This is a genomic window from Pseudomonas sp. FSL R10-2189 (assembly GCF_009600325.1).
Classification (GTDB): domain Bacteria; phylum Pseudomonadota; class Gammaproteobacteria; order Pseudomonadales; family Pseudomonadaceae; genus Aquipseudomonas; species Aquipseudomonas helleri.
In genome coordinates this window covers 1-25,976 of the sequence record NZ_WIVZ01000036.1, presented here as the reverse complement: position 1 = coordinate 25,976, position 25,976 = coordinate 1, and the positions used below count along the sequence as shown (strand labels likewise).

Genomic DNA, 25,976 nt, shown 5'->3' with positions numbered 1-25,976 from the left:
GGTCAGGTGAATAGTTTGCTCAGGCAGGTGAGTTTTTTCTTGTAGGAACGCCGGGCTTCAAGGGCTTGGTCGAGGGTGACGCTGACGAAGCGGGCCTTTTGGTTGGGTTGCATTTGGCCGATCAGGTCGAGGTCGGCGCTGATGACGGTGCCGATCATGGCGTAGCCACCACCCGAGACGGCGTCGCGGTGTAAAACGATGGGTTCAAGCCCGGCAGGAACCTGGATCGAGCCAATCGGGTAGCAGCTGTCGACGATGTTGGACGGGTCGGAGCCCGCGCCAAACGGTTGCTCGCGCGGCTGGAAGCTCAAGGCGCTGCCACCCTTGAAGCGGTAGCCAATGCGATCGGCCTCGGAGCCGACGGTCCAGGGCTCGGCGAAGAAGCTTTGCGCGGCGGCTTCGCTGAGGCGCTCGTAGTACAGGCCCGGGACGACCCGCAGGGTGATTTCGCCACCAATGGCCTGGCGCAAGGCCATGGGCAAGCTGGCCCCGGCGCGGCCTTTGCCGCTGGCAATGCCCACGGGCAGTTCGTCGCCCGCCACCAACCGCCGACCGTTGAAGCCGCCCAACCCGCCAAGCGCATAGGTGGAGCGGCTGCCGAGCACAACCGGCACGTCGATGCCTCCCGCCACCGCCAGGTACATGCGGGCGCCCGCCTTCGGAAAGTCAAAGCGCAGCACTTGCCCGGCCTTCACCGAGAACGCGGTGTCGGGGTGCATTTCTATGCCGTCGAGGCGGGGTGTCATGTGGGCGCCGCTGACCGCGACCAGCGCGTCTTGCTGGAACTCAAGTTCCGGCCCCAGCAGCGTGCATTCCAGCGCCGCTGCACCGGCCGGGTTGCCCACTAACTGGTTGGCGGCGCTCAAGGCGTATTGGTCGAGCGCGCCGGATGGCGGGATGCCCAAGTGGTAGTAGCCTTCGCGGCCCAAGTCTTGAACCGAGGTGGCGAGTCCGGGTTTGAGTACTTTGATCATGCCAGCACCTGCAACAAAGACTGTGGATAGCCAACCGGGTCGGCCAGAAACGCGTCCAGCGAGAACTCCACCGGACGGATCCGCAAATCGAAACGCCCGGCGTCGACCTCGGCCACGGCGTGGTCGTAGTCTTCGCGGCTCATCGGTTTGAATTGCACGATGTCACCGGGGCGGAAGAACACCATGTGTTCCTTGAGGTAGGCGAGGTTCTGCTGCGGGTCGTAGATCGGGGCCGGGGTAACGCCAAACATTTGATAACCGCCCGCGCCACGCACCGAGTAAATGCAGCCGAAGCAACCGCCGTGACCGAGGGTCAATTTGGGCGTGTCGGTGCGCGGCCGCAGGTATTTGGGCACCTGCAATTGCCGCTCGCGCTCCACCATCTGGAACATGAACGGCAGCCCGGCAACAAAGCCGACCATGGAGACAAACCACGGCGCACCGCTGTGGGCTTCGATGAAGGCCTCGACATCGGCCAGGCCGTTGATGCGGGCGGCGTATTCCAGGTCCGTGGCGCTCGGATCTTGGTGACGATCGCGAAAACGCATCAGGGTTTCGTGCGTCCACGGGTCGTTGTAGAGCACCGGGATTTCAATGATGCGGGTGTGCAACGAGCGCTCGGCGACGGCCCCCGCTTCGGCGCTTTTTACGGCGTCGAGCAGTGTTTGAGGGGCGATGCGGTCCGGGTCAAAACGGATCTGGAATGACGCGTTGGCCAGGCACACATCAAGCACGCCATTGAGGGCCATGTGCTCCACGGCGCGGGTGACGGCCATGCCTTTGAAGAAGGCTTCGAGGGACATGCTGTCGCTGACTTCGGCAAACAAATGCTCGTCCGCGCCGAAGCTGTAGCGGATTGGGGTATTCATGCGTCACCTCCACCAGAGTGCTCGGTCAACCAGGTTTCCAAGGTGCCGGTGTTGAAGTCCGCGCTGTGCAGCCACGGCTGTTTCAACAACTGGCCATGCAGCGACAAGGTGCTGGCCATGCCGGTCAATTGAGTCTGCTCTACCGCGTGTGATGCCCGGGCCAAGGCTTGCGAACGGTCAGCGCCGTGCACAATCAGTTTGGCCAGCAACGAGTCGTAGTATGGCGGCACGCGGTAGCCTTGATACAGGTGCGTGTCGACGCGAACGCCCTCGCCCTGCGGCCAGACCAACGCCTCGACCACGCCGGGGCTGGGGAAGAAATTGCGCGCCGGGTCTTCGGCATTCAAGCGCATTTGCACAGCGGCGCCATTGAGGCGGATGTCGCTTTGCTGCAAGCCCAACGGCTCGCCAGCAGCAATGCGCAACATGGCCTGGACCAGGTCGATGCCAGTGATCAATTCACTGACCGGGTGTTCGACCTGAATCCGCGTGTTCATCTCGATAAAGAAGAACTCGCCTGTCTCATCGTCGTACAGGTATTCCAGCGTGCCAGCGCCCTTGTAGCCCAGCGACTCGGCCAAGCGTACAGCGTTCTCGCAAAGGGTTTCGCGCTGCTGCTGAGTGAGGACCGGTGACGGCGCTTCTTCGAAGACTTTTTGCCGACGGCGCTGCAACGAGCACTCACGCTCAAACAAATGCACGGCGCGCTGACCGTCGCCCAGCACCTGGACTTCAATGTGCCGCGCCTTGCCGATAAAGCGCTCCAGATACACCGCGCCATTGCCGAACGCGGTCTGCGCTTCACGCTGGGCGCGCGGGAATTCTTCGCTCAGTTGCTGGGCGCTTTGCGCCAGGCGAATCCCGCGCCCGCCGCCACCGGCCGACGCTTTGATCAGCAAGGGATAGCCCACGGACTCGGCGGCCTTGAGCGCGGACTCGACGTCGAACAGCTCATCCGCAGAGCCCGGCACCACGGGCACGCCTGCGGCCTGCGCGGTGCGGCGGGCCTCGGCTTTGTCACCCATGCGGCGGATGGTGTCGGGGCTGGGGCCGACAAAAATCGCCCCGGCGGCGAGCACGGCTTCGGCGAAGTCGGCGTTCTCGGACAAGAAGCCATAACCCGGATGCACCGCGTTGGCGCCGGTGGCTTTCAGCGCGCCGATCAAGGCCTCGATGTTCAGGTAGCTTTTATCGGCGCGGGCCGGGCCGAGGATGTGGACTTCATCGGCCATGCGCGCAGCTTGGGAGTCGACGTCGGCCTCGCTGCACGCGGCCACGGTGGGAATCCCCAACGCCTGGGCGGCGCGAATAATCCGCACGGCGATCTCGCCACGGTTGGCGATCAGTAATTTATGAATGCCTTGGGTCATGGTCGCGCCCTTACTCGTCGTCGAGCGTTGCGATGACCTGGCCCGGCTCGATCGGGTCGCCGTCTTCAACCAGGAAGGCGCTGACCCGACCGGCTGCCCCGGCGGTCAATTCAGAAAACTGCTTCATGACTTCAATCAAGCCAATGACCGTGTCGGCGGTGACCTGCGCGCCCACTTCAACAAAGTTGTCCGAGTCCGGTGAAGCTTTGCGGTAGAACGTGCCCGGCAATGGGGTGATGACGGTGTGTTCGGCCATGTCTGTTCCTCTTGGAATAGTTGTAGAAAGGCAGGCAAAAAATAAATCGATGCTTAAACCCTGGTTTCTGGCGCCAGGTGTTCAGGGATTAACGCGGCGCGCGCACCTTGAGCCCGGCACCGTCCAGCGCACCGCGCACCGCTTGGGCCAAAACGAGCGCGCCCGGCGTGTCGCTGTGCAAGCAAATGGAATCGAACTCGATGGCCAGGTCTTCGCCTTCGACGGTGCGTACCACGCCCTCCTGACAGGCACGCAACGCACGCTCGGCAACGTGGGCCGGGTCGTAAGCGCGCACATTGCGGGTAAACACGATGGAGCCGCTGAGGTCGTATTCGCGGTCGGCATAAAACTCGCGAACCACCGGCTGGCCCAACGCTTGCGCGATGCGGCAGATCACCGAACCCGGCATGCAAAACAGCAGCAGCTCCGGCTCCAGACGTTGCAGGTTCTCGACCAGCAAGCGCGCCGCTTCTTCGTCGCGGGCCAGGTGCATGTAGAGCGCGCCGTGGGGCTTGATGTGTTGCAGCGCAACGCCTTGAACACGCGCCAGCTCACGGAGGGCGCCGAGTTGGTAGAGGATGTCGTCGACCAGCTCCTGGGCCGGGGCATTGATGTGGCGACGGCCAAAACCGACCAGGTCGCGAAAGCCCGGGTGCGCGCCAATGGCCACGCCCAGTCGCTTGGCTTGCTCGATGGTGCGGCGCATGGTGCTCGGGTCACCGGCATGAAAACCGGTGGCGATATTGGCCGAGCTGATGAAGGCCATCAGTTCGGTGTCGACGCCATCGCCGATGGTCCACGGGCCGAAGCCCTCGCCTATGTCGGAGTTGAAATCTACGGTGTGCATGGGTGTTGCTCCTGGTGCTGATGACTGCATGCAAACTACGTTAGAGTGCTGCCAACCCCGTGGAAAGATCTATTAATAGATAGGATGCCTTCTGAAAAACAGATAGATGTCCTATGGAGTGCCCATGTCACTGACCCTGCGCCAAGTCCGCTATTTCGTCGCCACCGCCGAGATTGGGCAAATCTCTCAGGCGGCGATTTATTTGAATATTTCCCAGTCGGCGGTGACCACAGCGATCAAGGAGCTGGAGAGCACTGTCGGCACGCTGTTATTCCAGCGCTCGGTTCAGGGCATGACCTTGACCGAGGCCGGGCGGCATTTTCTGAACCGGGCCTACGTGATTTTGCGCAGCGTGGATGACGCCTTGAACAGCCCACTGCCGGACATTCGCGCCAGCGGCGTGTTGCGCTTGGCGGCCAGCTACACGGTGATCGGTTATTTTCTGCCGCACCATTTGCAGCGTCTTGAACACTGGCACCCGGACGTCACCATCGAGGTCCATGAACAAGAACGCACGGCGATCGAGCAAGGGTTGCTGGAGGGCCGTTTCGACATGGCGGTGGTGCTGACGGCGAACCTGACGCACCCGGACATCGTCTCCGAAACACTCTTCAACTCTGAGCGCCGGTTGTGGCTGCCCAGCCATCACCCGCTGTGCGAGCGCTCGGCCGTGAGCCTGGCCGACGTCGCCAAAGAGCCCTACATTTTGCTCACCGTGGACGAAGCAGAACAAAGTGCGATGCGCTATTGGGAGCAGAGCCACCAACAGCCCAGCGTGCGGGTGCGCACCAGTTCTGTTGAAGCGGTGCGCAGCATGGTTGCCAATGGCAGCGGCGTGGCGATCCTGTCGGACCTGGTGCACCGGCCGTGGTCACTGGAAGGCAAACGCATTGAAACCGTGACCGTCACCGACGCCGTGACGCCCATGAGCGTGGGGTTGGCGTGGCATCGCGAGCGCGACTTGAGCCCGGCGATGCAGGCGTTTCGCACGTACTTCCACGACGCCTTTTTGGCCCCGCAGCAGATATCGGCGCGGCGCTGATGCGGTGCAGGAGCGAGCTTTTTTAAGATCAAAAGATCGCGAGGCGAGCTCGCTCCTACAGGGGGAGGGATGAAGATTAGAACTGGTATTCGACGCTGCCTTGCAGGGTTCGCCCACGGCCCAGGGTGAAGGCCAGTACGTCGCCCAGCGGGACGAGGTAGGCGCGATCGGTGACGTTTTCCATGGCGACACGCAGGTTTAACTGGTCGTTGACCCGGTAGCTGCCGTACAGGTCGTAGACGGTGTAGGGCTTCCAGTCTGCCGGGTAGACGCCGCCCTGTGAGACGGTCACGTCCGGGCCGCCGGCGATGGAATAGCCGCCGCTGTAGCGGGCGCGGGCGCCGATATCCAGTTTGCGCTCGAAGAAGCGCGCGCCCAGGGTGAGGGTGCCGCGGTCCATCGGCATGTGTTCGGCGGAACCGAGGATGGCGCCGCAATGCGAGGAGCCGTTGGCGATGTCATCAGGGATCATGGCGTCTACCGGCTGACGGCTGCCGGGTTTTTTGACGATTTTGGTGACGCCGCCCAGCCAGGCGGTTTTGCTGCAGTAGTCGTTGGTGCCGATCATGTGCGTGTAGTTGAACTGGCCATAGGCGCGGCCCGCGTCGTAGTCCAACTGGTACTCAATGCCCTTGAAGCGAGTGGGTTCGAGGTTGTTGACGTAGGCGCTGTTGCCCAGGCTGGCCATGCCATAACCCGGCTTTTGCAAGGCCATGTTCATGAAGATGAAGTCGTCGACCCGGGTGTCAAAGTACGACACTTTGGCACCTATGCGGTCGCCGTCCAGGAACAGGCTGTCTTTGAAGACGTTGACGCCCACTTCCCAGGTGGTCGAGGTCTCTGGCTTGAGGAACGGGTTGGGGTAGGTGAATTCTGCGCCCCCGCCATGGGGCCGCCCGCTGATCATGGTTTCGGTCACGGCCGGTGGGCGCCAGCCCTTGCCGTAAGTGGCGAACAGTTGCATCCAGTCCAGGCCCGGCTTGACCGACAGGCCGAAGGTGGGCGAGAAGCGGCCTTGCTCTTCGTCAACGTCGTAGTGCACCGACTCACCGATCTGTTTGGTGGTCCCAATCACGAATGTTCGGGTTTCAAGGCCGGTCTTGCCGCGCAGCCGGTAACGGTCGTAGCGCAAGCCCGCGTTCACGTTGAACCAGTCGTCGTAGTCGTAATCCAGACGCGTGAACAGGCTGGCCACGCCACGATCGCCCTTGGGTGTCATGTTTTCTGAGTCCGGGCTATCGAGCACGGCGCCTTCAGCCACGGTTTGGGTCGAGTTGGGGCGCACTTTGTCGTAGAAGAACTCCAGCCCGTAGTTGGCTTTGATGATCGAGCGTTCACCCAGTGCAAACAGCGAGGTGTTCTGCGCTTGCAGGCCGTAGGTGTCGGTCTGGTAGGTGACCTTGTAGCCAGGGCTGATACCGCGCGCCAGGGTGCTCTGCTGGTTGCGGTTGTCGACGTGGTAGACCTTGGCCTTGAAGTCGATCAGCGGGTTGTCCGGCGTGTAGCTGTAGTCCAGCGCCAGGTTCTGCGCCCTGACGCTGTTGCTGCCGAGTTTGTCCCAGAGGTCGGCCTTCTCGACGTTCATCATGTTGGCGTCGGTGTAGTTGACGTTGGTCACCAGGTAGCTGAGTTGCAAGCGCTGGTCGTGTGGCAGGTTGAGGCCGAGTTTGATCAGGCGTGAGCGCATCACCGAGCCTGAGTATTCCACCGGGGAGTTTTTGAGCCGGGTGGCGTTTTCCGGGTGGGCGGCAGAGCCTGTGCGCAGTTCGCCGATGGAGCCTTTGGTGCCGGGGTCATAGTCGCCCAGATGGCGCTCGCTCGCGGCCACCAGCATGTCCCAGACTTCGCCGCCGATGGCAAAGGCCGAGCTGCCGATAAAGTGGGTGCCATTGCCCAGCCCGCCAAGGCCTGTGGTGGCGCGGATACGGCCGCCGATTTCTTTGCCATCGGTGAGCAGGTCCGACGCTTCGAGGGTGCGGAAGTTGGCAATACCGCCAATCACGCCCGCGCCGCCCATGGTGGACGTGGCGCCCTTTTCAATCACGACCTGGGAGAGCAAATCGGGGTCGACATACAGCGTGCCGTTACGTTGCTGGTGGCCGCTTTGTTGATAGTTTTGGCGCATGCCGTCGACCGACATGTTGACTCGACCATAGTCCTGAATGCCGCGAATGTTGACGGACAAACCGGGGTCTTGCTGGCTGACCGCCGAGTACACGCCGGTGGTTTCTTCGAGCATATCGGCGGCATGGCGCGGCGGGTTGCGGTCCAGTTGTTCGCGGCTGACCACGTTGACCGAACGCGGCGCCTGGTAGACCCAGTCCCCAGGGTGCGCGGCGTTGACTTGGGTGGCCGACAAGCTCAGCACATTACCTTCGTGCACCGGCAGTTGGAACAACTGCACGGACGGGCGTTTGCTGCCTTGGGCCTGGTTGTGTTCGAAGCGGATGCCGCTGCCGTCGAGCAACTGGCTCAGGGCCGCGGCGATGCTGTAGTTACCCTGCACGGCGTGGCCCGTGCGGCCTTGCAGCTGTGCGTCGCCGACCAGCAGATCGATCCCGGCTTGAGCGGCCAAGGCGTAGATGGCGGTGTCCAGTGGCTGAGCGGGCACGTTGAACGGACGAACGCTGTCGAGCGTGGCCACCTTGCCCGGCGCCCCCGTTGCCGTGCTTTGCTGAGCGGCCACCTGGCCTGTCGATACCACGCCAAGCAGCATGATGGCCATGCCTATAGCCCGTCCCAGACGACTGGGGATCGGTCGTTCTACGTTCATCCTTAACCACTCCTTGAATGCTAATGAATTTCATCTGCATTAGCATTGACGGATGGTCGCACACCCTAGGTAAAAATAATTTCCAGCCCGTGGTCGGGGCTTAATACAGCACGGTCACGCCGGCCAGTTGGGCGACCTGAAGCTGGCGTTCGGCCGCCAGGGTACGGATGGCAGCATCGAGGTTGTCGAGGTGGAACAAGCCGCTGACCGGGGTGTGCGCCTGCTCGCTGGCGACCAGTTTGAGCACGCCGGGGCGGAAGTCCGAGAAGCGTTGCAGCACCTGATCGAGGGGCACATTGCGAAAGATCAGCACGCCCTGCGCCCAGTCGGCGCGCTGTGTCGGGTCGTCGCTGAGAGCGACGATGCCCTGGCCGCGTTGGTAGCGGGCGGCCTGGCCCTCACTCAGCGTCAGCTCGCTCTGGGGCTGTTGCAGGCTGACGTTGACGCTGTGTTGCAGCACGCCGACCCAGGCGTTGTCGCTGTCTTGTCGTTGCACCACAAAGCGCGTGCCCAATGCTTGGGTTCGGCCGCCGGAGGCTTCGACGACGAACGCACGTTTTTCTTCGCCCTGACGCGGCGCCGGGCTGAACAATGCCTCGCCCTGGATCAGCCGCACGCGGCGCTCATGGCCGTCGTAATCGACGTCCAGGGCGCTGCGCGAGCCGAGCAGCACTTGGCTGCCATCTGCGAGGGTCAAGGTGCGAACTTCGCCGGTGCCGGTGCGGTAATCGGCCATCAATGGGGCCAGAGTGTCGCGGCTGTTCACCGCCAGCATCACCACCAGCAACAGGCCTGCAACGCCCGCCCAGCGCACGGGCATCCGCGGTTCCCAGGTAAACAGGCCGCGCAGGAAGCGCCGCACACGGGTGGACCGCGCCACGGGGACGGGGGTGGAAAACAGCGGATTGGCGCGCAGGGTTTCGGCCATCTCCCAGAGCATTTCAGCGTCGGCCAGAGCATCGGCATGGGCCGGGTCGGCGTCCAGCCAACGCTCCAGCGCGTCCATTTGTTGCGCATCCAGCCGCTCCATGCGTTGGCGTACGGCCCAGTCAGCGGCCTGCTGGCGGATTCGCTCAGCAGTGGCGTCAGGCGTCATCACAGGATGTTCTCTTTTTTGGGCGTATAGGGAATATGACGGGCAAGGCGGCCACATCCGGTAAATAAACACGCATACGGTGCAGGGTTTTCATCCGCGATGCTCCATTTTTTGCGCGACGAAGCTGACGGCCATGGCCAGATGCTTCTGCACGGAGCTGGTGGAAATCGCCAAATGTTCGGCGGCCTGTTGATAACTCATGCCTTCGAACCGACACAACTGGAACACCTGACGCGTGCGCAGGGGCAGCGCGGCCATCGCCTGCAACAGGCGTTGCATGTCTTGCTGGGCCTGGGCGCGCATGTCCGGGCCGGGCATCGGGTCGACGACTTCGTGCAGGGTTTGGAGGGGGACGCTGTCGGTGCGGGTCTGTTGATGGCTGCGCCGATGGTCAATGACCAGACGGCTGGCCATGGTAAACAGGAACGCCATGGGTTCTTGCAGGCGCTCTTCACTCTCGCGCATGGCCAGGCGGGCAAAACACTCTTGGGTGAGGTCGTCCGCCAGTTCGGGCTGGCGTGTTTTTAATAGCAGAAAGCGCCGCAGACGCGGCGCGCACTCGGCATACCATCGCTCCAGTTCGGTTTCAGAGGCCATGGCGCCTGCGCTGCTCGATTTAAATGAGGTTGATATTCTTTATCATTTGCGCAGTTGGAGGCAAGAGGCTATTACGGGTGAGGGAGCTCTTAAGGGCAAAAGCCAGATCAAGAGATCGCGAGGCGAGCTCGCTCCTACAGGGGGGCCGGTGGGTTGGGCGTTGCGTTGGCGGGCGCAATCGTGAATGATACGGCTTCTCATTTATGACCCTTTCTCGTCCGGGCTTTCCGTTCATGCCTTCGCCCTCCCCTTCAACGTTGCTGGCCAGCTTTCAGGAGCATTACGACGATCTGTTGTCGTTCCTGACGCGGCGCCTGCGTGACCGGCATCGGGCGGCGGATGTTGCACAGGAAACCTGGATCAAGCTGGCGAAGATCGACCCTGATACGGTCACGGTGCTGAATGATCGGCACTTTATTTTCAAGGTGGCGGGCAATCTGGCCATTGATGCGCTGCGGGTTGATCAGCGCCAGACCCGTAATCTGAGCGCCGAGCCGCCGTCCATCAACATCGCCGACCCGGGGTTGCCGCCAGAAGGTTTATTGCTGGCCAAAGAGCGCATCGGTATTTTGGATGAAGCCCTGCAACAGCTCTCGCCCAATGCCCGCAAAGCGTTGTTGCTGAGCCGTCTCGATGGCATGACCCAAGCGCAGATCGCGGCAGAACTGGGCGTGTCGCCGAGTATGGTGGCAAAATACATCGGCCAGGCGTTGCGCCATTGCCGTGACTGGCTCAAACACAATCATGCCTGAGCCCGCCGCAATGCCCTCAACACCCTCCTCTGACGACCTCGACGATCAAGCCATTGAGTGGCAAACGCTGCTGCATTCTGGCGACGCCAGTGCTCGTCAGCGCCTGGCCTACCAACGCTGGCAGCACCTCAGCCCGGCCCACCAAACCGCCGCCCGCGAGGCCGAAGCGCTGTGGGCCGATATCGGTTTGACCGCCACTGCCGAGCAACACCGTACGCGCCCGCGTCGCCGCGCGTTTCGCTGGGCCAGCGGGCTGGCGGCGGGCTTGGTCATGGCCGTGTTGGGCTACGGCGGCCTGGAGTACATGCCGCGTTGGTCTGACACCCATCACACCGGGGTCGGTCAGCGCCAGCAATGGCTGTTGAGCGACGGCACGCGGGTGACACTGAACAGCGCCACGGCGTTGTCCGTGGATTTCACCGCCAGCCAGCGCACCATCACGCTGCGCAAAGGCGAAGCGCTGTTTGAACTGGCGAACGATCCGGCCCGGCCCTTTGTGGTTGAGGCCGGTCAGGACCGGGTGCAGGCCAAGGAGGCAACATTCAGTGTGCGCCGTGACGCCGATCAGACCCGCGTGCTGGTGGCCACCGGCGCGGCGCAGGTTGAGCATCAGTCCCAGACTCTGGAGCTGCGCCCCAATCAGCAAGCGCTGTATCACGCTGGCCAGCCCGTTGCCGAGCGCCAGCAGGTGGATGCCAATGCGCTGACGGCGTGGCATCGCGGCAAACTGATTTTCAACCGCAAGCCCTTGCAGGAAGTGCTCAGCGAGCTGGAGCGTTACCAGTACGGCCGCATTGTGCTGCCGGACACTGACTTGGGCGCGATGCAGATCAGCGGGGTGTTTGACCTCAATGATCCGCACAATCTGCTGCACACCCTTGAGCAGCGTTACGGGCTCAACATCACCTATTTGCCGTTTGTGGCGTGGGTGCACTGAAAATAATTTCACGCGGGCACTGCAAGATCCTGTCGGGCATATCGTCGTACTAAGACCAAGAGCGAATCCGTTCTCATTAGCGATATAAAAACCCAGACAAGGATTAACACCGCAATGGTCCAGCCCATCAAACAGCCGCGCGGCGCACGCCCCACCGAACAACGACTGCGTCAAACGCTGATGGCCACCACGTTGCTGGCAAGCCTGGCGGGCACGTTCCACGCCACCGCGCACGCGGCACCGGCAACAGCGCCCAACGCCTCGGTGAGCACCCGCCAGGTCAACGTTGCCGTCCCGGCCCAAGACCTCGACCAGGCGCTGACGCAGTTTGCTGATCAGGCTGACTTGCACCTGTTGTTCACCTCTGCCGAAGTGGCCGGGCTGCACAGCCCTGCGCTGGACGGCCAGATGAGCATTGAACAGGCGCTGCAAGCCCTGTTGGCGGGCAGCGGCTTGAACTGGCAGTTCAGCGACGCGCGCACGGTGATTGTGCGCAAGCCGGACACGGCGGCAAAAGGGCTGCAACTCAAGGCGCTGGAAGTCAGTGTGGGCGCGCGCACCAGCACCGCCATCAGTGAAATTCCCGGTACGGTTTGGGTGGTGGATCAGGTGCAACTGCAAGAGCAACTGGATACCGGCGTCACCCTCAAAGAAGCCATTGGCAAGTTGGTGCCCGGCCTGGATCTGGCCCCCGAAGGCCGCAGCAATTACGGCCAGAACATGCGCGGGCGCAACGTTTTGGTGATGATCGACGGCGTGAGCCAAAACAGCTCGCGCGGCCTGTCGCGGCAGTTCGACAGCATCTCGCCGTTTAACGTGGAGCGGGTTGAAGTGTTGTCGGGCGCCAGCGCGTTATACGGCGGCGGCGCCACGGGCGGGATCATCAATATCGTGACCAAAAAAGGCGCCCCCGGCCCGGCCCAGTTTGAAACCGAAGTGTCGGGCACCAGCGGCTTCAACAAGAGCGATGACCTGTCGAGCCGCATCTCGCAATCGGTGAGCGGCGGGACCGATCGGGTGTACGGCCGCCTGGGGATTTCTGGCGAGCAGAACAAAGCGTTTTACGACGGTAAAGGCGACCAGATCTTTATCGACAACACTCAGACTGATTTGCAGTACAACCGCACGCTGGACCTGATGGGCAGCCTGGCGATCAAGCTCGATGACGTGCAAGACCTTGACCTGCTGGCGCAGTATTACGACTCGGGCAACAACGGCAACACCGGGCTTTACTTCCCCAACCTGCACGACAAGGCACCGTCCAATCTGGAAGATGCCGAGATCCGCAGCGGCTACCACACCGACCTTGAGCCACGCTCCAAGCGCCTGCTGTTCAACGCCAACTATCACCACAGTGACTTGCTGGGCCAGGACTTCTACTTGCAGGGCTCGTACCGCAAGGAAGACAACAATTTCTTCCCGTTCCCGTATTACAACGCGGGCAAACCCCAAGGCGCCAACGGCGTTTACTTCGCCGCGTCGCAACAAAACTTTGAAGTCACCAGCCTCAAGGCGCTGTTCGCCAAACAATGGGACAGCGTGAAGCTGACCTATGGCGTGGACCTGGACCGTGAGCGTTTTAACGCCACGCAAAGTGTGTTCAATTCGGCCATTTCTTCCGAGAGCGGCGGGCTGGATCTGGACACCCAAAGCAAAGCCCCGCGTTACCCGAGCTACCGCGTCGACGGCCACTCGGTGTATGCCCAGGCGGACTGGAAGCTCACCGACGCCCTGACGTTGTCCGGTGGCGCACGCCGCCAGCAAATGGATGTGGACGTGGGGGTGTTCAAAGGCATCCCGGGTGGCAGCAACGATTACGCGGTCAACCTGTTCAACCTGGGCGCCATTTATGACTTCAAGAACGGCCACCAGACCTGGATCAATTACAGCGAAGGCTTTGACCTGCCGGACCCGGCCAAGTACTACGGCAAGGCGGGCCTGAGCGTTAAAGACAACCCGCTGGCCGGGATCAAGAGCCGTCAGGTCGAAACCGGCTGGCGTTTTGCCGATGTGGACTGGGACGCGCAGGCTGCGGTGTATTACATCTGGTCTGACAAAGTCATCACCACCGACAGCGCGACGCTGACCATTGATGTGGTGGATAAAAAGAGCCGCGACTTTGGTTTCGAAGGTGCGCTGACCCGTCACTTCAACAACGGCTGGGATGCGGGCGGCACGTTGCACCTGGTGCGTTCCGAAGAGGAAGACGCCGATGGCGACTGGATGAAGCGCGATGCCCGTTACGCGTCGTTGTCCAAATCAACGGCGTTCGTGGGCTGGCATGGGGACGGTCGTAATGTTCGCTTGCAGGGCAACCACGCCTTCACGCTCAAGGACGATTCTGATCACAAAATCAGCGGTTACACCACGTTCGATTTGATGGGCAGCCAAGAGACAGAATTCGGCACCTTCAGCGCCGGTATCCAGAACCTGCTGGACAAGGAATACAGCACGGTCTGGGGCCAGCGTGCCGCGTTGTTCTACTCACCGACTTACGGCCCGGAGTACCTGTATGACTACCAAGGGCGGGGCCGGACGTACACCTTGACCTGGTCGATGGCGTACTGAGTGCAGGCAGGCTGCGAAAGGGCCAAGCCCTTCGCAGCCTGTGGCGGCGACTGCTTTTACTGAGGCGCTACACCGCCAAAGCGGGTGCCCATGAGGGTGACGAAGTCTTCGAGGCTCATTTTCTCCCCGTTGAAATTCACCACACCGGCGGCGTAGTTGAGCGACGCCAAAATGTTGCTGCCCTCAACGTTCGCCAGCCCGGTTTGCACCGCCATGACGCCCGCCAGTTCGCTGGTCATGTTGGCGACCTGGGCGATTTGTTTCGGGTCGGTCTGGCCGGCCAATTGCGCCTGAACGCTCGCCAAGTCAGCAATCATCGGCTTCGACAGCTGCAGTTTGGCATCCAGCGAGGTCAGCATTTGCTTCACCACATCGAGCGGCGGTAGCTCGAACGAAGCGGGCTGTGCAAGGCTGGTCGCGATGCTCAGTTGGCTCTCGCCATTGGTGGTTTTGATGTTGAGTTTTTCCAGCGCCAGGTTCGGCTTGGCCGCCAGCAGCGTGCTGACATCGGCTTGCACTTGGGCGTCTTCGGCCGGAGTCAGTTGCACCTTGGGCAGGGTGCCGTCGGCTTGTGGCTGGAACTTGGTCTGGTAGATCTGCAACAGCGACTGCATCGCTGGAATGTCCAGGTTGCTGGCAGACATGACCATTTCTGCGCTGCCCACGGGCTTGTCGTTAAACGTGACGTCACCCAGGCTGTAGGTCAGGCGCCCGGACATCAGGCGGTCTTTGGCCGAGGCGGAACCGGTGTATTCAAAGTTTTTGACCTTGAGCACCGATTGCGCTGCGCCTGAGGTCAGTTGCGCCTCGCTCAGTTCCAGCACGTTTTGCCCCAAGTAGAAACCGTAGGTGCTTTTGTTCAGGTCGCTGGCCAGGGTCAGCCCGCTCAGCTCTATCGATACCGGTGGGGTATCGGAAGGCGTGGCCAGGAGCTTGAGGTAGTCCATGTAGCCTTTGGCTTTGAGGTGCTGGGCGCCTTCATCGGTTTGAGCGCTGAGGTTCAGGCCCGAGAAACTGATGCGGGTTTTATCGTCCAGCGTAAGGTCGAAGGGCAGCAACTCCAGTTGCCCGTCCACCGAACGACCGTAGCCCAAGGTGACCTGGCCGATAAGAGGCGCCTGGTCCTTGGTGGCTGCGAACCATTTTTCGGTGAAGGGGGTTTTCTCAAGGGCGTAGTTGCTGACCGCCATGACCGGCGCCCACTTGAAGGTCTTGATGCGCGACCACGGCATCGGGCCGTGCTCGATGTGATCGACAAACAACAGCTCAACCGGCTGTGGATCAGAACCTTCGGCATCATCCTGAAGGGTCAGGCGATAGTGCGCGGTGCTGCTGTAGAGGTGGGTCTCAATGGACACCAGTTCGATGCTGCCGTGGGTCGCGGAACCGGCCAGTTGAGCGGCCATTTCTTTGTTGGCCTCTGCGATCGAGGTCTTGAGTTCGCCTTCGATTTTGGTGCCGGTGTACCAGGCGCCAGCCGTGTTTAAAACACCTGCGATTACAACAATGCCGACCAGTACGCCTAATGGTTTGTTCATCAAGTTGACCCGTTCAATGTCCGTTGTGTTGAAGATATGCGGTCTTTACTGAGCCCTTCATGGGCCAAAAAGTGGCAGCAGGTTATCACTCACGGCGAGTCGACGCTGCGTTTCGGTCGCTGCGAATAAGCGCACAGCGTAGACGCTATTGCGTAAAGCTTGCGAGCGTAGCGCCTGAATTAAGCGGCCCTGAGGACAATCGTGCTGGCTTGGCCGATGACTACGCAGAATTCTCCTACGTAATTAAAAGCCCCATCCTAAAGCCAACATGATAATCCTCAGCCGCTCTCCACTGCGTGACAGTGTTGTCAGGGTTTAGGCGCCGCCGGGGCTTGGGCACGGCTACTTTCCCAGCCGCCACCCAGGGCCAGGAACAGGTCGATCTGGCTCATCGCGACTTGGGTGTTGGCCGCCGCTAACTGAGCCCGCACATCGGTGTAGGTGCGCGTGGCTTGCAGGTCTGCGAGGAACGATTCACGCCCGGCAGCAAAGAACTGATGGGTCTGGTCGGCCGCTTTTTTGGCTGAGTCATCGGCTTCGGCCAAAGCATCGCGGCGTTGCAGTGCAGCGGTGTATTGCACAAGGCTGGTCTGGGTTTCGCGGACCGCGTTCAGCACCACGCCATCAAAGCTTGCCAAGGCGCCTTGGGTGGCGGCTTCGGCTTCGCGGATTCGCGCCCGTGAGCCATTGGTGGGGATGGTCCAGCTCAGCAGCGGGCCAAAGCCCCAGCGGTTGGTGGGCGCGGTGCCGAGGTTGTCGACGATCCCGACCGTGCCGATGGAGGCACCGATACTGATGTCCGGGTACAACGAGCCGGTGGCTACGCCAATTTCGGCGGTTGCGGCGGCCAAGTGGCGCTCAGCCTGGCGCACGTCCGGGCGACGCTTGAGCAGCGCAGCACCGTCACCCACCGGGAGTAGTTGCGCGATGTGCGGCAGCTCATCACAGGTGGCGAGATGGGCAGGCAGTTGGTCCAGCGGTTTGGCCAGCAGCATCGACAAACGGAACAGCCCGGCCTGACGTTGGGCTTCATAGCGCGGCAGTTCAGCGCGCAACGATTTGACTTGGGTTTCAGAACGCGTGACCTGGGTTTCATCACCGCGCCCGGCATCGCGCAGACGCTGGGTGAGCGCGGTGGTTTGCGCTTGCAGTTTTAACGACTCTTTGGCGATGCCCAGTTCTTCGTTGGCGGCGCAGACCTGCACGTAAGCCCGCACCACGTCTGCGACCACGGTGATGCGCGCGGTATCGGCGGCGGCTTGGGTGGCATCGGCGTTGGCCTGTGCCGCCTCAATGCCGCGCTTTAACGTGCCCCACAAATCGAACTGATACGAGGTGCTGATGCCCAGGTCACCGACGTTGGCCACCGGGACTTTATCCGCCAGCAAAAAGGCTTCGCCCGACTCTTGCAGGCGCTGGGCGCCGGCTTTGACCGAACCACTCCAGCCGCCCGCCGACTCGGCCTGTTCAACCTGGGCACGCGCCCGCGCAAGGTTCGCCGCCGCTACGCGCAGGTTGGTGTTGGAGGCCATGGCCTGACGCACCAATTCATTCAGCGTCGGGTCCTGGTAGAGCTTCCACCAATCAGTGGGCACCGGTGCCGAGACGACGTTATCGCCCTCGCCCGCCAACGTGCCTTGCAGGTCTGGACGCTGCTGGGCCGCGTCTTTGGGCAGGTGATAGTCCGGCCCGACCATCTGGCAGCCGGCCAGCAGCAACCCCAGCCCTACGGCTGCCAGGCGAACCGCTTTCATTGCGCCTTCTCCTGTGCCGGCTTGGCTTTGGGCGAGTCCGGGATGATGGAAACGGTCGCCGTGCGGCCGGCGATCATGCGGAAGTCCTCAGGCACATCATCAAAGACGATGCGCACCGGAATCCGTTGCGCCAGCCGTACCCAACTGAAGGCCGGGTTCACGTTGGGCAGCAGGTTCTGGCCGCTGGTGCGGTCGCGGTCTTCGATGCCGGCCACGATGCTTTCGACATGGCCACGCAAACGGGCGTCGTCACCGATCACGCGGATATCAACGCTTTGGCCGACGTGAATGCCATCGAGTTTGGTTTCTTCGAAATAGCCGTCGATGTGGAAAGAGCTGCTGTCGACAATCGACAACACAGGCCGCCCCGCGGTTACGAATTCGTTGACCCGAGGGGCGCGGTCGTTGACGTAGCCATCAACCGGGCTGCGCACCACGGTGCGGTCGAGGTTGAGCTGGGCACTGTCGACGGCCACTTCGGCCTCGGTGAGCGCGGCTTGGGCGCGCATTTCTCGCGACTGACTTTCTTCCAGTTGCTCACGCGCAACAAGGTTGCCCAACCCCCGGTTGCGGCGGTTTTCACGCTGGGCCTGGGCTAACGTTTCTTTACGGTCAGCCACGGTCGCCTGCGCCTGGCGCAGGGCCAGTTTGAAGCGGTCCTGGTCGATGACGAACAACACTTGGTCGCGCGTAACGGGCTGGTTGTCGCGCACATCGACTTGCTTGATGAGGCCCGACACGTCAGGGGAAATTTGCACCACGTCTGCGCGGATGTGGCCATCGCGCGTCCAGGGAGCAAACATGTAGTACATGGTCATGCGCCAGACCACGACGCAGGCAAACGCCACCACCAACAAGGTGAGAACGACGCGGCCCAAGGTCAATAAAGGTTTTTTCATGTCATCAAATATCGACTAAACGAATCCACAACGCCGAGTAGCAGAGCGTAGAGACCGACGTTGAACAAAGCCCGGTGCCAGACCAGGCGGTAAAAGTGCAGACGCGTAAGAACCGCGTGAACCGCTAAAAACAGCAGGTAGGTGATGCCCATCAATACCAGGAGCGTAGGCAGGAAAACCCCGCTGATATCGATATATCCGATCATAGCGGCGCTCCATCAATGCCTTGCACGTGCGGGTGCTGCAGGCCGTCGTTATCGACAATGAATTCCACACCCGGCAGCAGGGCCAGGCGCAAACCACTGAGGGCATGCAGCAGGTGAATCCGTGCATCGCTTTCGTCTTGCAGGGTATTGGCGTTGAGCGCACGCCGGGTTCTGTCCATGGTCATTTGCAGACCGCTGGGGATGGTCAAACGCTCACCGGCCATCAAACAGGCGCGGAAGTAATCCCCCACCTCGCTGACCACTTGACGCAACAGCAATTGCGGCCCGCCGGTGACGCGCGGGGCGTAGGCCAACAAGTCGAGGAGGTTCAGCGCCACGCGCAGTTCACGCAGTGCAATGCCGGTGTCTTGCCCGGTCATGGCCAGACGCGGCAGGTGCTGCATCAAGCGGTCGAGCATTTGCGCGCCCATTTGCCGGTGCTCGGCCAGGGTTGCGGGTTTGGTCAACCGCACAATGTCGCGCCAACTGAAACGGGTCAGCCGTTTAGCCGCCAGCTCTGCACCGAAGGGGCGCGCAATCAAGGTCCAGATGAAGGCAAACAGCAGACCGATAGGGCCGGCCAGGTTGGCGTTCATAAAGACCTGAAAGTCAGCGTCGTAGGCACCTTGAATGCTGATGAAGGACGCGGTGTTGACGATGGTCAGCAAGGTGCCCAGGTAAAAGCGCGGCTGGACGGTCAGGGTGCCGACGCAAATAAACGGTACGGCAAACGCCAGCACCAGCATGGGGAAGTCATGCAGGTTGGGCAGGATCACGAACAGGTAGAGGCTGGCGAACAGCACCGAGAGCGAGGTCCAGAAAAAGAACCGGTAAATCTGCGGGGCCGGGTCGTCCATGGCGGCGAAAAAGCTGCAGGCGACGGCGGCCAAAATGACTGCGCTGGCGCCGTCTGTCCAGCCGAGCAGAATCCACAGCACGCAGGCGACGACGATCGCCGTGACGGTGGAGAACGCGGAATAGAGCATGAGGCCGCGGTCCAGAAACGGCGTCAGCCGACCCAGCCGCCAGTGCCGGTAAACCGCTCGCCAGACGGTTTGATCACCGGTGGAGATGGCCTGTTGCAGGCTGCGGCAGTCTTGCCACAAGTCGATCCATTCCCCCAGGCGGTAGAGCACGTTGGAGAGCAATAGCTGGCGGCGGTCATCCAGGGCTTCGGCGCTGGGTTGCAGGTGTTGCAGCTCGTTGCGCAGCGCTTGCCATTGTTCGACGGGGGCGCCTTCGCTGGTGGTTTCAAGCCAGGTGCGCGCGTGTTGCAACACCGGCGTGACTTTATCGACCAGCTCCGGGGTCCGACGCTCCAGGGCGTAAAGGGCGTCGTCGAGGGCATCCACCACGGGCAGCAGGTGGATCATGCGCCCGCGCAGTTCTTTGGTGTTGCGCACGGTTTGCGGGTGCGCGCCTTCGTGGGGTAACTGACCGATCATCAGTTCCAGGGTGTTGAAGGTCGAGACCATTGAGGCGCGCAAGCCACTGGCTTTGCCGGGGTCGACCTCGCGGGACAAAAAGTACTGACTGTAGTTGGCGGCATCGGTGAACCACTTGGCCGATGAGTCGATGAACACCGGTGTGAGGCGTCGAGGCCAGAACATGCTGCCGACTACGGCCGCACAAACGATGCCGAGCATGATCTCTTCGGTTCGCGAGACGGCGATGTCAAAGACGTTGAGCGGGTTATCCACAATCGGCAAGGCGATCATTGGCATGGTGTAGCCCGCCAGCATGAAGACGTAGCTGTTGGCGGTGCGCAGGTGCAATGACAAGAACAGCAGGATGCCCGTCCACAGCGCAATCACCAGCACCAGCAGAAACGGTGTCTGGACAAACAGCGGGACAAAGAACACCGCTGCTGAAGCCCCCAGCAGCGTACCAATGGCGCGGTAGATCGCCTTGGAGCTGGTGGGGCCGACAAAGGGGCTGGAAACGATGTAAACCGTGGCCATCGCCCAGTAAGGACGGGGCATTTCCATGAGCAGGGCGATGTACAGCGCGATCATGGAGGCGGCAAACGTCCGTACGCCGTAGAACCAGTCACGGGCGGGCGGCATGCTGCTGAAAAACCCGTTCAAGACGCCGCTCCATCAGGCAGTTGGCCAGCGGCTTCAAAAGCTTTGATCACTCTTAAGGCGGCTTCTTGATCAGCGACTGAAATGTCGGCCAATGCTGCACGCCGCAGTTGTACCAACTGGGCTTCAATGGACTGCACCAAGGTGCGACCGACGGGCGTAAGGCTCAGGGTTTTGGCGCGGCGGTCGCTGGCGTCTTCGTTGCGCACAACGTAGCCGGCCTTGCACATCTGATCGAGCAGGCGCACCAGTGACGGGCTTTCCATGCCCGCCGCCTGGGCCACGGTGACTTGCCGCACGCCCTCGCCCAAGCGGCCGATAATCAGCAGCGGCATGGCGCAGGCTTCGGAGATGCCGAAGTTGACCAGCGTGGTTTGGCAGACGCGACGCCAATGACGGGTCGCAACCACCATACCGGTGCTGATGCTCATTTGGAGTTGATCTAGAGAGTCAGGCAAGAGACATCACACAATGTTAGTTTGCTAACTATTAATACTGCTCGGCCAGATGATCACCGTCAAGTGTTACGAATTAATTCTGCTGACCTGTTGTCTGTTTTATGAGCAGATCAGCGCCGCAATCAGTGGCGCCGCAGGTCAAATATAGTCGAACCTGGGTGTCATCGATGGTCAGATCCTGGGTTTTGTGCCACCCGGACGGAATGGGCGCGAAGTCGTCCGGCTGCACGCTGCTGCTGATCAGCCAGATGCGCCCTGGGGCGGCGGGTACGTCGGCCAGGTGATCAACGTAGATCTTGGCGCCGTCCTCGTTTACCAGCGTTCCGAAACCATAGGCCGTCGGCCGCCCGGAGACACCGTCTGGCGTGGGCGGTGTGTAGAGCATGGGTTGGGCTGGGGTTTTGTTGTAGTAAACGTAACTGAAGTACCAGAACAGATCGCTGACGATGATTCGGTCACCCGGCAGGAACTGCTGATTCACGTGCTCAACCAGTTGGTCAAAGTGGTCGGCATCGCTGCTGAAGTTGCTGCGCAGGCCCACACTTTCGACGCCCATGAACAGCACAAGCACTGCAATTGCTATAACGCGTTTGTGCACAAGCAGGCGGTCGACTGCGATGGCGACGAGCAACGGCAAGCCCAGCGCGGCAAAACTCACGTAACGTTCGATGAACATGGGCGAGATAAACGACAGGGCGTAAATCGCCAGGATCGGCAGCAAGGTGTAGATCGCAATAAGCGCGTGAAATTTATAAGGGGAGGCATCGCGCACAGCGATCCAGATCACGCCTGCAAACAGCGCCAAGGGGGCCAGCCAAAATACCGGCCAAGGCAGGGTATCGCCTTCGTCTTGTGTCAGAAGCTGCCAGACCATGGCCGGTAAAGAGCGCGCATCGACAGGCGGCTCCCAGCCCACATCGCCACCAGCTTTTAGCTCGTGCATGTGTTGCAGCAGATCCACCAGGCCCGGCAGCCAGGGCAGGAACAAGATGACGATGCCGGCGTTGGCCAGCCACCAGATCGGCCGCTTGATCAAGCTGCCCGCTGCACTGTGACGAGTGCTCAGTATCAGCAGGTATAGCCAATGCGCCATTACGCAAAAAGCAGTGAAGTAGTGGGTGTAGAACGCTGCGGTCATCAGCGCCGCGTAGACGGCCAGATAGCGTGTTTTATCAGGGTTTTTGACCCAGTAGATCAAGGCAATGGTTGCACCGATCAGCCACATGCCCAGCAGCGAATACATGCGCACTTCCTGGCTGTAGCGCACGGCTGTCGGCAGCAACGCCAACAGGATGCCTGCCAGCAACGCAGCCCTTTGGGTCGCGACCAGTCGCACCAGCCACATGCCCAGAAACACCGTGGCGATGCCGGGTAAAACGCTCAGGGCACGGATCGAGGCCAGGCTGTCACCGAACACGCCCATCCAGCCATGCAGAAGCATGAAATACAGCGGTGGGTGAACATCATGTGCGGCATGAAACCAGATGCCGCTGAGCGAGTAGTTACTCAGCATCAAGCTGGAGCCTTCGTCACACCAGATGGACGAGCTGGTTGAGCCGTAAAACCGCACGGCCGTGGCCACCAGCAAAATGCACAACAGCCACGGCTGGAGAAACAGTCGAGTCAGTGCGTTGCGGGACGGTTCAGGGCGTTGAAACAGTTGCTCGTCGACATCGCTATTACTGAGTACGCCCATGTTTCACCTGATGTGCATTAAGACTACGACTGGAGCCGTATTAACTGTCGCGATTGTAGGGCACAAACCACAGGAAAAGGGGAACCGTCCATTCGGAATAGCGCAAGAAAAAACAGTGGAAGCCTTTGTAATCTCTTGGCTTACCGCCGCGTTAGACTAGCGCGCTCACGATGGGCACATCGTTATCAAAGCCTGTTCGTTACAAGGTTTGACAGAAATAGAGTCAGTGCCTAACGTAAATTGGATCCAAATCAACGTGCCGAATGTCCACAGCGGGTAGCGTCAACGTGACCGTCAAAAAGAACTTATTAAGCAGTATTGAAGTACATGGGGCGATTCCAGCGCATCTGGCGCGGTCAGTGATTGAAGAGTCGCTGCGCAACGCCATCCTCGATGGACGTTTGCCCTGCGGGACGGCTATTCGTCAGCAGGCCCTGGCCGCCTTGTTTGGTGTGAGCCGCATGCCGGTTCGTGAAGCCCTGCGCCAACTTGAAGCCCAGGGGTTGCTGCAGGTCGTCCAATATAAAGGCGCGGTGGTTGCGCCTTTGATTCAGGATGATTCGCTGGAAACCTACGCGCTGCGATTTTTACTGGAAGCGCAGGCTTTGCGCTTGTCATTGCCATTGCTTGGTGAAGAGGATTTCAAGACCGCGTCGGCTTGTATTGAAGCGCTTGTGGTCGAAACGGATTTCGGAAAAATCGGCACGCTCAATCGGCTTTTTCACCAAGCGCTCTACGGTAAAGCTCCTAACAAGAAGCTGTTGGCACTGATCGAAACGGGGCTTGTGGAAGAGGAGCGTTTTTTGCGCTTTAACCTTGAGCAGATGGGCTTGGGCAGTTTGCCTCAGGACGATCATCGGGCGCTGCTGCGGCATGCCCGGGCTAGGGATGTGGAGGCGTGTGTGAATGAACTGGAGCAGCATTTGCAGCGCGGGGTTAATGCGATTATTCGCTATCTCCAGGACCAGAAACCGAAACAGCCCTGACACATAGAATGCCAGGGCTGTGGATAACTTATTAAGGGCGGTGGGGCTCAGATTTTGAAGCTGTCGACCAGTTGCTTGAGGCGGCTGGCTTGCTGCGAGAGCGCATCGCAATCTTTGAGGGTTTCGTTAAGGTTCACCACCCCCTGCTGATTGAGCAGGTTGATGTGGGTGATATCCAGGTTGAGGCTTTCGACCACGGAGGTCTGCTCTTCCGTGGCCGCGGCTACCGATTGGTTCATCCCGTCAATTTCTTCGATGCGCTGAGTCACGCTGATTAAACGGGCACCGGCCTGGTTGGCCACTTCTACGCTGTCTTCGCTGGAAATCTGGCTGGCATTCATGGTGCTTACCGCCTCGCGAGAGCCGATTTGCAGTGAGGTGATCATTTTATGGATCTCTTCTGCCGACTCCTGAGTGCGATGAGCGAGGTTTCGCACCTCATCCGCCACGACGGCAAACCCACGACCCGCCTCCCCCGCACGCGCAGCCTCAATGGCCGCGTTGAGGGCCAGCAAGTTGGTTTGCTGGGAGATCCCTTTGATCACATCAAGTATGTGACCAATGTTGTCGGTGCTGGCGTTGAGGGTTTCGATCTGCGCGCAGGACACGCTGATCTTTTGTGAGAGTTCGGTCATGGCCTCGATGGTCTGCTCGACCACTTTGCGGCCATCATCCGCCTGCTCACTCGCACCGCTGGCATGCTGCGAGGCATCGGCGGCATTGCGTGCGATCTCCTGGGTTGCAGCGCCCAGTTCATTGATGGCAGCGGCGACGCTGTTGGTGCGTGCGCTTTGCTCGTCTGAACCGACGATGGAGGCGTTGGACGAGCTCATCACACGCTCGGACAAATCATGGACCTGCCGAGTGACCGAGGACACTTCGGAGATGGACGCATGAATACGCTCAACGAATTGGTTGAAGGAGCCGGCCAGTTCGCCAAACTCGTCTTTGTGTTCAATCGCCAGACGCCGCGTCAGATCGCCTTCACCTTGCGCGATGTCTTGCATGGCGCGGCCCATGGTGGTCAGCGGACGCATCAGTACACGAATCAGCAGACTCAACAGGAGTGCAATCACTGCCACAGCAATCACCGTTGCGATGAGTGCCGAAGTCCGGAATTTAGTGAGCGACGCGTAGGCTTTATCTTTATCCAGTGACTGACCGATGTACCAGTCTGCAGAAGGCAAACCGGTGACCGGGGTAAACGAGATGATCCGCTCTTGGCCATTGAGCATCACGTCTTGAATGCCTTTCTCAATCTTCAGAGAACTGCTGGGATAGATGTCCCGCAGGTTCTTCATCACTTGGTCTTTTTCGGGGCTGACGATGACTTGGCCATCTCCGCTCACCAAGAAGGCGTAGCCCAGACCGCCGGAGTCTACGGAGTTGATGATGTTGACCAAGCTGTCCAGACTTAAATCGCCACCGACAACGCCCAACAACTCACCGTTCTTTTTGACCGGCATGGCGATGGTGACGATCAGACCGCCTACAGCTGCCATGTAAGGCGGCGTAAGCATTGTTTTGTCTGCCAGGACGCCTTGCTTGTACCAAGGCCGTTCACGCGGGTCATAGCCGTCTGGCATCTTGGCGTCAGGGCGCTGAGTAAATACGCCATTGGACTGACCGATATAAGTGAACTGGAAGTTTGACGTCAGTGCAGGCTGATCGATGAGCCCGGCGAGGTCAGCTTGATCGCCTTGGTGGGCGATGTTTTGGGCAAGGCTCTCTAACACCAGGATGCGACCGCTCAACCAGTTCTGAATGCTGCTCGCGGTCAGGTTGCCGGCTTGCGCCACTGAGGAGTCGATGTCTTGCCTGATGGTGTTGCGCTGCAGATAGTCGTTGTACAAGGCAAACAACGCAAACGCTAAAACGACGACGCCTGAAGCGGCCAGAAGAATTTTATGACTGAACTTGAGATTCATAGCATGGGACTTCTTATGCCGAAAGGATGGATGTCGGTTGAAGCATGCTTGGGGGATCAGGCAGCCGATCAGGCCCAACCGACTTGCTCAACAGGCTGTCGGCATCAGCGGCTGAAAAATTAGCGGTTTGTTGAAGCTATTTGTGTGATCCGACGAACGCGCCGTCGCAGATGTGGGAATGGTCTGAGGAATTATTGGGACGTTTGGGAATTTACGTCGCGCAAAAACAAAACCCCTGTCTGCGTTAGCAGACAGGGGTTTCGGAATTCAATCTTGACGATGACCTACTCTCACATGGGGAAACCCCACACTACCATCGGCGATGCATCGTTTCACTGCTGAGTTC

General features: G+C 60.5%; 21 protein-coding genes and 1 pseudogene. 5 read left to right on the top strand and 17 right to left on the bottom strand.

Annotated elements, in window-relative coordinates; translation table 11 throughout:
• Positions 1–2: 2 nt before the first annotated feature.
• The 5 genes from GHO32_RS21265 to GHO32_RS21245 all read right to left on the bottom strand — a co-directional run bounded on the left by GHO32_RS21265 (position 3) and on the right by GHO32_RS21245 (position 4,316).
• Positions 3–974, bottom strand: a complete 972-nt coding sequence (locus GHO32_RS21265) for a biotin-dependent carboxyltransferase family protein (RefSeq protein WP_153338227.1) — start codon at positions 972–974, stop codon at positions 3–5.
• Positions 971–1,843, bottom strand: coding sequence for an allophanate hydrolase subunit 1 (locus GHO32_RS21260; protein WP_153338228.1), 873 nt, complete (start codon positions 1,841–1,843; stop codon positions 971–973). The genes GHO32_RS21265 and GHO32_RS21260 overlap by 4 nt, the downstream gene beginning before the upstream one ends.
• Complete coding sequence (locus GHO32_RS21255) at positions 1,840–3,213, bottom strand: acetyl-CoA carboxylase biotin carboxylase subunit (RefSeq protein ID WP_153338229.1); 1,374 nt, start codon at positions 3,211–3,213, stop codon at positions 1,840–1,842. The genes GHO32_RS21260 and GHO32_RS21255 overlap by 4 nt, the downstream gene beginning before the upstream one ends.
• 10 nt (positions 3,214–3,223) lie before the next feature.
• Positions 3,224–3,469 (bottom strand): acetyl-CoA carboxylase, encoded by a 246-nt coding sequence (locus tag GHO32_RS21250; protein ID WP_153326086.1) that lies wholly within the window; start codon positions 3,467–3,469, stop codon positions 3,224–3,226.
• Between the two features lie 88 nt (positions 3,470–3,557).
• Entirely contained in the window at positions 3,558–4,316 is a 759-nt protein-coding gene (locus GHO32_RS21245) for a 5-oxoprolinase subunit PxpA (protein ID WP_153336882.1), read from the bottom strand.
• Positions 4,317–4,440: 124 nt separating this feature from the next.
• Between GHO32_RS21245 and GHO32_RS21240 the strand changes: the two genes are divergently transcribed.
• Positions 4,441–5,358 carry a LysR family transcriptional regulator gene (locus GHO32_RS21240; protein WP_153336883.1) on the top strand — a complete coding sequence of 306 codons (918 nt, stop codon included), beginning with the start codon at positions 4,441–4,443 and terminating at the stop codon, positions 5,356–5,358.
• A gap of 76 nt (positions 5,359–5,434) precedes the next feature.
• Here the strand turns inward: GHO32_RS21240 and GHO32_RS21235 are convergent, their stop codons facing one another.
• From GHO32_RS21235 to GHO32_RS21225, 3 genes are all read right to left on the bottom strand, one after another.
• Complete coding sequence (locus GHO32_RS21235) at positions 5,435–8,131, bottom strand: TonB-dependent receptor (protein WP_218577092.1); 2,697 nt, start codon at positions 8,129–8,131, stop codon at positions 5,435–5,437.
• Positions 8,132–8,231: 100 nt separating this feature from the next.
• Positions 8,232–9,227, bottom strand: a complete 996-nt coding sequence (locus tag GHO32_RS21230) for a FecR domain-containing protein (protein WP_256665549.1) — start codon at positions 9,225–9,227, stop codon at positions 8,232–8,234.
• 90 nt (positions 9,228–9,317) lie between these two features.
• Positions 9,318–9,824, bottom strand: coding sequence for an RNA polymerase sigma factor (locus tag GHO32_RS21225; RefSeq protein WP_153336885.1), 507 nt, complete (start codon positions 9,822–9,824; stop codon positions 9,318–9,320).
• A gap of 203 nt (positions 9,825–10,027) precedes the next feature.
• Here GHO32_RS21225 and GHO32_RS21220 point away from each other — a divergent pair, with 203 nt between their 5' ends.
• The 3 genes from GHO32_RS21220 to GHO32_RS21210 all read left to right on the top strand — a co-directional run bounded on the left by GHO32_RS21220 (position 10,028) and on the right by GHO32_RS21210 (position 14,081).
• A complete protein-coding gene (locus GHO32_RS21220) occupies positions 10,028–10,576 on the top strand; it encodes an RNA polymerase sigma factor (protein ID WP_256665545.1) in 549 nt (182 codons plus the stop codon).
• A gap of 10 nt (positions 10,577–10,586) precedes the next feature.
• The gene (locus GHO32_RS21215; protein ID WP_153338230.1) at positions 10,587–11,513 is read left to right on the top strand and encodes a FecR family protein; all 927 of its coding nucleotides are present in this window, start codon (positions 10,587–10,589) and stop codon (positions 11,511–11,513) included.
• Between the two features lie 114 nt (positions 11,514–11,627).
• The gene (locus tag GHO32_RS21210; protein WP_153338231.1) at positions 11,628–14,081 is read left to right on the top strand and encodes a TonB-dependent receptor; all 2,454 of its coding nucleotides are present in this window, start codon (positions 11,628–11,630) and stop codon (positions 14,079–14,081) included.
• 56 nt (positions 14,082–14,137) lie between these two features.
• Here the strand turns inward: GHO32_RS21210 and GHO32_RS21205 are convergent, their stop codons facing one another.
• The 7 genes from GHO32_RS21205 to GHO32_RS21175 all read right to left on the bottom strand — a co-directional run bounded on the left by GHO32_RS21205 (position 14,138) and on the right by GHO32_RS21175 (position 22,716).
• A complete protein-coding gene (locus GHO32_RS21205; protein ID WP_153336682.1) occupies positions 14,138–15,619 on the bottom strand; it encodes a YdgA family protein in 1,482 nt (493 codons plus the stop codon).
• A gap of 308 nt (positions 15,620–15,927) precedes the next feature.
• A complete protein-coding gene (locus GHO32_RS21200; protein ID WP_153336683.1) occupies positions 15,928–17,373 on the bottom strand; it encodes an efflux transporter outer membrane subunit in 1,446 nt (481 codons plus the stop codon).
• Positions 17,370–18,272 (bottom strand): HlyD family secretion protein, encoded by a 903-nt coding sequence (locus GHO32_RS21195; protein ID WP_048390953.1) that lies wholly within the window; start codon positions 18,270–18,272, stop codon positions 17,370–17,372. The genes GHO32_RS21200 and GHO32_RS21195 overlap by 4 nt, the downstream gene beginning before the upstream one ends.
• Positions 18,269–18,478, bottom strand: coding sequence for a DUF1656 domain-containing protein (locus GHO32_RS21190; RefSeq protein ID WP_153336684.1), 210 nt, complete (start codon positions 18,476–18,478; stop codon positions 18,269–18,271). The genes GHO32_RS21195 and GHO32_RS21190 overlap by 4 nt, the downstream gene beginning before the upstream one ends.
• The gene (locus GHO32_RS21185; RefSeq protein ID WP_153336685.1) at positions 18,475–20,565 is read right to left on the bottom strand and encodes an FUSC family protein; all 2,091 of its coding nucleotides are present in this window, start codon (positions 20,563–20,565) and stop codon (positions 18,475–18,477) included. Before GHO32_RS21185 ends, GHO32_RS21190 begins: the two co-directional genes overlap by 4 nt.
• A complete protein-coding gene (locus GHO32_RS21180; protein ID WP_048366941.1) occupies positions 20,562–20,993 on the bottom strand; it encodes a MarR family winged helix-turn-helix transcriptional regulator in 432 nt (143 codons plus the stop codon). The genes GHO32_RS21185 and GHO32_RS21180 overlap by 4 nt, the downstream gene beginning before the upstream one ends.
• A 100-nt stretch (positions 20,994–21,093) precedes the next feature.
• Entirely contained in the window at positions 21,094–22,716 is a 1,623-nt protein-coding gene (locus GHO32_RS21175) for a glycosyltransferase family 39 protein (RefSeq protein ID WP_153336686.1), read from the bottom strand.
• A 287-nt stretch (positions 22,717–23,003) separates the two neighbouring features.
• Here GHO32_RS21175 and GHO32_RS21170 point away from each other — a divergent pair, with 287 nt between their 5' ends.
• A complete protein-coding gene (locus GHO32_RS21170; RefSeq protein ID WP_368668462.1) occupies positions 23,004–23,702 on the top strand; it encodes a GntR family transcriptional regulator in 699 nt (232 codons plus the stop codon).
• A gap of 47 nt (positions 23,703–23,749) precedes the next feature.
• On the opposite strand, the gene GHO32_RS27260 is transcribed toward GHO32_RS21170, so the two are convergent.
• Positions 23,750–24,535 (bottom strand): methyl-accepting chemotaxis protein, encoded by a 786-nt coding sequence (locus GHO32_RS27260; protein WP_371924584.1) that lies wholly within the window; start codon positions 24,533–24,535, stop codon positions 23,750–23,752.
• 69 nt (positions 24,536–24,604) lie between these two features.
• Positions 24,605–25,630 (bottom strand): annotated as a pseudogene (locus GHO32_RS27255) (cache domain-containing protein); the annotation flags it as partial.
• Between the last annotated feature and the right edge of the window lie 346 nt (positions 25,631–25,976).